The 6,264-nt window shown below is 69.2% G+C and carries 5 protein-coding genes; 3 read left to right on the forward strand and 2 right to left on the reverse strand.

Features of this window, described 5'->3' with window-relative positions:
- Positions 1–679: 679 nt before the first annotated feature.
- Positions 680–1,123 (reverse strand): type II 3-dehydroquinate dehydratase, encoded by a 444-nt coding sequence (gene aroQ, locus KD1_RS14980; protein ID WP_157073395.1) that lies wholly within the window; start codon positions 1,121–1,123, stop codon positions 680–682.
- Positions 1,124–1,179: 56 nt separating this feature from the next.
- Here aroQ and KD1_RS14985 point away from each other — a divergent pair, with 56 nt between their 5' ends.
- Together KD1_RS14985 and KD1_RS14990 are read left to right on the forward strand one after the other, a co-directional pair.
- Entirely contained in the window at positions 1,180–2,238 is a 1,059-nt protein-coding gene (locus tag KD1_RS14985) for an LLM class flavin-dependent oxidoreductase (protein WP_281177626.1), read from the forward strand.
- A 119-nt stretch (positions 2,239–2,357) separates the two neighbouring features.
- On the forward strand, positions 2,358–3,107 hold the full coding sequence (locus KD1_RS14990; RefSeq protein WP_068403256.1) for a hypothetical protein: 750 nt from the start codon (positions 2,358–2,360) through the stop codon (positions 3,105–3,107).
- A 5-nt stretch (positions 3,108–3,112) separates the two neighbouring features.
- On the opposite strand, the gene KD1_RS14995 is transcribed toward KD1_RS14990, so the two are convergent.
- Positions 3,113–5,155, reverse strand: a complete 2,043-nt coding sequence (locus KD1_RS14995; protein WP_068403258.1) for a bifunctional copper resistance protein CopD/cytochrome c oxidase assembly protein — start codon at positions 5,153–5,155, stop codon at positions 3,113–3,115.
- A gap of 36 nt (positions 5,156–5,191) precedes the next feature.
- Between KD1_RS14995 and KD1_RS16990 the strand changes: the two genes are divergently transcribed.
- Positions 5,192–6,058 carry a maleylpyruvate isomerase family mycothiol-dependent enzyme gene (locus tag KD1_RS16990; protein ID WP_068403260.1) on the forward strand — a complete coding sequence of 289 codons (867 nt, stop codon included), beginning with the start codon at positions 5,192–5,194 and terminating at the stop codon, positions 6,056–6,058.
- Positions 6,059–6,264 lie beyond the last annotated feature (206 nt).

The raw sequence follows: 6,264 nt of genomic DNA on the forward strand, positions 1-6,264 counted from the left end.
ACATCCAACCGCCCCATCAACCCGGTCAGATCCGAACCGCTGGCCTGCCACAACGCCCCCGGAAGATCACACGTCAACCACGCCGCGCTGTCCTCCAACACGGCAACCCGGCCACCAGACCAGTCACGACCCCCCGAACCATTCATGCGAACAACTGTACGAGCAACCACCGACAAAGTCCAGAGATTTACGCCAAAAGCGAACAAACATTCTCACAAGTCAGCAGAGTGGTGCTAATGATGCGTACGAGGTCAAAGTGGCACACCCGAGAGAAACAGAGCAACCCGAGCAAACCTGCACGACCGGAACCCCCCACGACTCCGGGAGCCATGGCAAGGTGAGTGGCGGTCACGAACGGACAGACCTGACCGGCCCGAAACGCCCTCCCAGGCAACGAAGAAAGCCTCGGACAGCGCCCCCACGCTGTCCGAGGCTGCCATCTCGCCTCCCCCCAGAGGCGAGATGGTCGACGTCCTCTGCCCCCCAGCAGAAGCGCCATTCCCTCGTTGTCGATGTTGCGACCTCGCGGCCCTCCCTCTCGACAGGAATAAATCTAGAGGCCACCACCGACAACGACCATGGGCAGAACTACCCATGTCTCACCGAGTACACCCCGACGGATCTCAGGGGCGACCCCCACGCAACGTTCAGGCCAGCCTGCCACTCAGGCCCGCGACACTCAGGCCCGCGCCAACTCCGCAATCCGCGCAACGGCGAAGTCATACCCCTGAACACCACAGCCGACGATGACGCCGGAGGCCAGGTCCGAGACGTAACTGTGATGCCGGAACGACTCGCGCGCGTGCACGTTCGAGATGTGCACCTCGACGATCGGCCCCGCCACGGTCGCGAGCGCGTCCCGAATTGCCACGGAGGTGTGCGTGTACGCCCCGAGGTTGACGACGAACCCTGCCGCGGTCGCCCGCAGCCGATGGATCTCGTCGATGATCGCGCCCTCGTGGTTGGACTGGAAGCACGCCACCGCGAAGCCGAGCGCGCCCGCCGCGGCCGCACAACGAGACTCCACGTCGGCCAAGGTGTCGGAGCCGTAGATCTCGGGCTCACGCTGCCCGAGCAGATTGAGGTTCGGGCCGTTGATGACGCTGATGACGGGGGGTTCCACGGTGACGACGATAGCGGCGCGGGAACGAAATCACCCTCACGCGGGTTGCACCCAACGTGGCTGACCCGACGAAACGCGTACCCCTGTCCGTTCTCGACCTCGTGCCCGTCTCGCACGGCATGACCGATCAAGAGGCCTTCGCCTCGAGTCTGGACCTCGCGCGCGACGCCGATCGCCTGGGTTTCCACCGCCTCTGGATGGCCGAGCACCACGGCTCCGACGCGTTCCTCTCCTCGGCCACCTCCCTCCTGCTGGGCCGCGCCGCCGAGCACACCTCGCGCATTCGACTCGGCTCCGGTGGCGTGATGCTGCCGAACCACGCTCCGCTCATGGTCGCCGAGTACTACGGCACCTTGGCCTCGATCTACGGAGATCGGATCGACCTCGGCCTGGGGCGCGCCCCGGGCACCGACCCGATGACCGCGGCCGCCCTGCGACGCGGCACCGGTGAACTCGACACATTCGCCCGCGACGTCCTCGACCTCGTGCACTATCTCGGGCCCCGCGAGGCCCGCCCCGAGAAGCCGGGCCAGGTCCGCGCACTGCCGGGTGAGGGCACCGAGGTGCCGATCTGGATGCTCGGGTCATCGACCGGAGGAGCGCAGGTCGCGGCCGCGCTCGGCCTCCCCTTCTCGTTCGCCTCGCACTTCTCCGGACCCGGCATGGACACGGCACTGCGCGTGTACCGCGAGCGCTTCACCCCCGACGCGCCGACCGCCCAGGTCGACCGACCCACCGTCATGGCCGGCGCCAACGTCATCGTCGCCGACACCATGGAGGAGGCCGAGCGGCTGCACACGACCTCCGCGCTCATGACCGTTCGCCTCCGCACCGGCCAGATCGCGCCGCTGGACCCGCCGGTCGACAATCTCGCCGACGTCCTCCCGCCGCAGCTGCTCGATGTGGCCCCCGACCCGCACGGGTTCGCCCGCTTCGTCGGCACGCCCGAGACGGTCGTCGCCGAACTCGAGGAGTTCGTCGCGGTTCACGGCCTCGACGAGGTCATCACCGTGACGTACACGCACGATCCGGCCGCCCGACGGCGCTCCTTCGAGCTCCTGGCGGACGCGTGGGGGCTGCCCGTGGCCGCCGAACCGGTGTCGTCACGCGCCTGACCTCCACCGAATGCTGACGGTGCCACCCGCACCATTCGGCACCACGCGCAACTCCTGACTCATCTGCATCACGGGTAACGTGGGGTCGGAATCCCGACCGACGTTCTCTGGAGTGAGCCGTGCCCACCATCCGCACCTCCGCCCTGGCCGTCGCTGCGACGGCGGCCCTGACCCTGACCGTGATCCCGCTGGTCCCCGCCTCGCCGGCAGTCCCCGCCGCCACCGCGGCCACCGCCGTCACCATGTCCACCACGGCCAAGGCGGACACGACCATGCGCCTCGACGCCACCCCGGACACCCTCGGCAAGGGCGAGAAGACCCGCGTGCAGGGCGACCTGTTCCGCACGTCGACCTACGCGCCCATGGCTGGGCGAAAGATCCGACTGCAGTCGCGGCGCGCCTGGACCACCCGACCGTGGCAGACCTACGCCACCGTGACCACGGACAAGTACGGGCGATTCCACCACTACCGCCTCGCCGACCGCAGCCGCCAGTACCGCGCCCTCTACTCCGGGAGCACCGTGTACCAGGCCGCGACGAGCAACGCCGCGATCACCAAGGTCACCCTCGGCGCGCCGACCCGCATCAGCGCGTGGGTCGAATCGACCGCCGGCAAGGCCACCGTCCGCGGCAGCCTGCGACGCAGCAGCGACGGCAAGGTCCTCGCCAACCAGTGGGTGCGGATCGACCGCCGCAAGTCGGGCACGCTGTCCTGGACGAAGGCCGGATCACGCACCACCCGGTCCAACGGCTACTACTCCTTCACCGACACCAAGCGCACCGCGGACTGCTTCATCTACCGCGCGACCTACAACGGCAACTCGCGCTTCGCCGGCAAGAGCGCCCGCACGATCTACAAGACCTGCTGAGAGCGTCACGGCTGGTCGCGCCGCTCCGCGCCCTCGTATCGGTCCGTCGCCTGGCGCAGCTTGCCCAGGTACTCGTTGTACGCGGTCAACTCGGCGTCGTGGTCGCGGTCGGCCTGCCGGTCGCGTCGCCGCGCCTCCTTGTCGTCGCTGCGCACCCACTGGATCGCCAGGATGAGCGCCAGGGTCAACGTCGGCGCCTCCCCGACGCCCCAGGCGATCTGCCCGCCGATGACCTGATCACGCAGCGGGTCGACCGGCCAGGACAGGTCGATGACGTTGAAGAACCCGGGCGCCAGCACGGTGTCGAGGCCGGTGAGGATCACCCCGAAGAACGCGTGGAAACTGATCGTCACGAACAGCACGATCATCAACGCCAGCGGCGACCAGCGTTGCGGCCCGGGGTCGATGCCGATGAGCGTCCACACGAAGAAGTACCCACTCATGAGGAAGTGGAGGATCATCAACGTGTGTCCCGTGTGGGTGGTCAGCGAGAACTCGAACCACGGTGTGAAGTAGAAGATCGCCATCGAGAAGAAGAACATCGCGGCGGCGAACGCCGGGTTGGCCACGACCTTGAGATAGCGGCTGTGCACCAGACCGAGGAGGAACTCGCGTGGTCCGAGGGTCTTGTCCGGCCGGGCCGGGAGTGCGCGCAGGGCCAAGAGCATCGGCGCTCCGAGCACCATGAAGATCGGCGCGATCATCGCGATGCCCATGTGCATGATCATGTGCCAGCTGAAGAGCACCTTGCCGTAGGTGCCCGGAGCCCCGCTGGTGAAGTAGATGAAGACCAGCCACCCGATCGTCCAGCTCACCGTGCGTAGCACCGGCCAGTCGTCACCGCGTCGGCGCAGGCGCAGCGCCCAGTGCCAGTACACCCCGATGGCCACGAGCGCGACGGGGAGCCAGAGCCAGTCGATCGTCCACGACGCGAACCACGCGTTGGACGGCGGCGGCCCCGGGTCGGGGTACCCGGTGAGGTCGTAGACCAAGCTCGCGGGGGCCTCCAGCTTGGCCTCGCCCGGCGACGGCGTACGGCTGAGAGCGGCCGCCGCGCCGAACGCGACTCCCATCAGCGCGACCTCGCCGACGAGCAGACGCGCGAACAGCGAACGCGAAGCCGGGTCGGAGTCGAGTTTGGCCAGCGTCCGACGCCGGTGCACCCATCCGGCCAGACCGAGCAGTGCCAGCGCGACCGCCTTGACGACGATGATCGCGCCGTACCAACTGACCAGGTCGCCCCACTCGGCGAGGTTGATGTACGTGGCGAGCACACCGGAGGCGAGCAACGCCGTGAACGCCCACGCCGCCACCGACGAGTAACGCCGGGCGGTGACCGCCAGATGCGTGCCGAGGGGGCCACGCATGATGGCCAACCCAACCAGCCCACCGACCCAGACACAGGCGGCGATCATGTGCACAGCGATCGCGTTGATCCCGCCCATGTGATCGCGGCTCGACGCCGAGTGCCCGACCAGCGCCAACGGCAGCAGCGAGAACACGCTCAGCGCCGTCAGCCACGCCATGCCCGTCTTCGTCGTGACGATGAACGCGAAGATCGCCACCACGGCCACGCACATCGACGCAATGAGCGCCGTGCGCGTGGGGTCGAGCTCCCACAGGAACACCTGCGCCTGAGTGGCGAACGACGGGTCGGTCAGCGGCATCCCGGCCAGGTCGGCGAAGGTCAGGAGCACGTGCACCAAACCGGCGAGAGCCCAGACGACGGCGGCGACCGCCGCGATCCGGGTGGCCGTGACGCGACGGTGGGTCCGCGTCGTCTCCGGCATGAGGAACGCCGCCAGGGAGAGCAGGCCGATCGTCACCGCGGCCGCCGCGTCATGGATGACGCGCACGATCGGCAGACCCCACCGCACGACCGCTCCGGGGTCCCCGACGACGTACGCCGTCACCGCTCCGCCCAGGCCGGCAGCGATGAGCACCGTCACCAGCGCGGCGGTCGCCAGGAGAGCCAGCGGAGCGCCGATCCTGGCCTTCGAGGTCCCCGCAGCGGAGGCTGGGGCAGGTGGGGCGTCCGTGCTGGTCATGGTGACAAGGGTAGGCCGCGCCGGTACCGTCACCGCATGGCCCTTCACCCCGCCGCCCCCGACGACGTCGACGGAATCCTCGCCGCGTGGGCGCACAGCGTCCAGGCGATCATCGATCTGGGCGGCAGCTGCCGCACCGAGGAGTTTGCGCTCGAGACGGCCTGCCCGGGCTGGAGCGTCAAGGACCAGATCAGCCACGTCACCGACATCGAGGATCAACTCGCCGGTGGCGCGGCCCCGCCGCCGGTGGCCGGCGCCGACCGGGCCCACGTGCGCAGCGCGATGGGTGAACGCACCGAGGCCGGAGTCGAGCTGCGCCGCGACCGCCCCGGTCAGGCCGTCGTCGACGAACTCGAGTTGGTGCTGGCGAAGCGGCACGCGCAGCTGCGCGATGGGCTCGACTCCGGCTCCCTCACCCCCGAGACCGTCGTGACCATGCCGATCGGCCCGATGCCGCTCGTGGCCGGGCTGCGCACCCGCTGCTTCGACGTGTGGACCCACGAGCAGGACATCCGCCTCGCCCTGGGCCAGCCGGGCAACCTGGACTCCCCGGCCGCGGCCGTGACGATGGCCCAGTTCGAGCGGTCACTGCCGCGGGTCGTGGCCAAGTCCGCGGCCATCGAGCCCGGCCACGCCGTGATCATCGACCTCACCGGGCCGCTCGTGGGGCGGATGGGCGTGCGCGTCGTCGAGACCGAGGACGGCAAGCGACGCGGCGAGCCGTTGTTCACCGGAGAGAAGCACGAGGGCGAGGACGATCAACGCACCGTGATCTCGCTGAGCACCGCCGGGCTGGGGCGCCTCATCGCCGGGCGCGCCGAACCGGCGCAGGTCAACATCACGGTCAGCGGCGACGAATCGGTCGCGCGACGGGTGATCGAGCACCTCAACATCGCGCCCTGACCCGCGCTGAACTGGGCGTTTTCGCTCAGGCGGCCGGACCGCCCTCCTGTGTGAGACTGAAGACTCGCGATGTTGGTGAGGAGCACTCATGCACACGGGGAAATCGTCGACGCCGGCCCGTCGTTCCGGGGGTGGGGCGCGACGCCGGTGGACGCTGGCGGTCGCGACGGCCACGGCGGCGGCCACGGGTCTGGCCGCCCTGGCGA

This window comes from Kribbia dieselivorans NBRC 106261 (assembly GCF_001552435.1).
Taxonomy (GTDB): domain Bacteria; phylum Actinomycetota; class Actinomycetes; order Actinomycetales; family Dermatophilaceae; genus Kribbia; species Kribbia dieselivorans.